1 protein-coding gene is annotated in these 462 nt (G+C 51.1%); it reads left to right on the top strand.

All coding sequences use genetic code 11. The annotated features are described in order from the left end of the window. The coding region (locus tag QP381_RS08530) for a hypothetical protein (RefSeq protein ID WP_285068504.1) at positions 1–445 on the top strand (445 nt) is incomplete at its 5' end. Positions 446–462 lie beyond the last annotated feature (17 nt).

The following is a 462-nucleotide window of genomic DNA, read 5'->3' as shown; positions in this document are numbered from 1 at the left end:
ACTAAAGGAGCACCAAATGAGCAACCCACTAGACGCACTCAACCAAGCACGCCGCGCCGTCCGCCCCCCAATCGACCTCGACGCAGTACGCAACCCCAAACCCGAATACCCCGACCCAACACAAAACCTACCCGAACAACCCGACCTCGAAACCGCCATCAAAGAAGACTTCAAAGCGGTAAAACGCGCCTTCCAAGAACAAGACGAATCCCAAAAAAACCAATTCAAAAACCTCTACAACTCCCACTGGTACTACACCGACGTATACCCAACCTTCGAACACTGCGAATACTCAATGGCAATACAAAACCGCCTCCTCGCAGTAAACGAAAAACAAATGGGCCAAGGCTACTACCGCAACGGCCTCTACCTCATAAAAGCCTTCCAAGCCCTCGCAAAAGAACTCGGAATAGATATAAGCGACATCCCCAAACCCACCGACTAACCCCAAACCAACCACAA

The sequence above is a fragment of the Pauljensenia sp. UMB6358 genome (assembly GCF_030216865.1).
GTDB lineage: Bacteria > Actinomycetota > Actinomycetes > Actinomycetales > Actinomycetaceae > Pauljensenia > Pauljensenia turicensis_A.
This window is presented reverse-complemented; position numbering and strand designations above follow the sequence as displayed.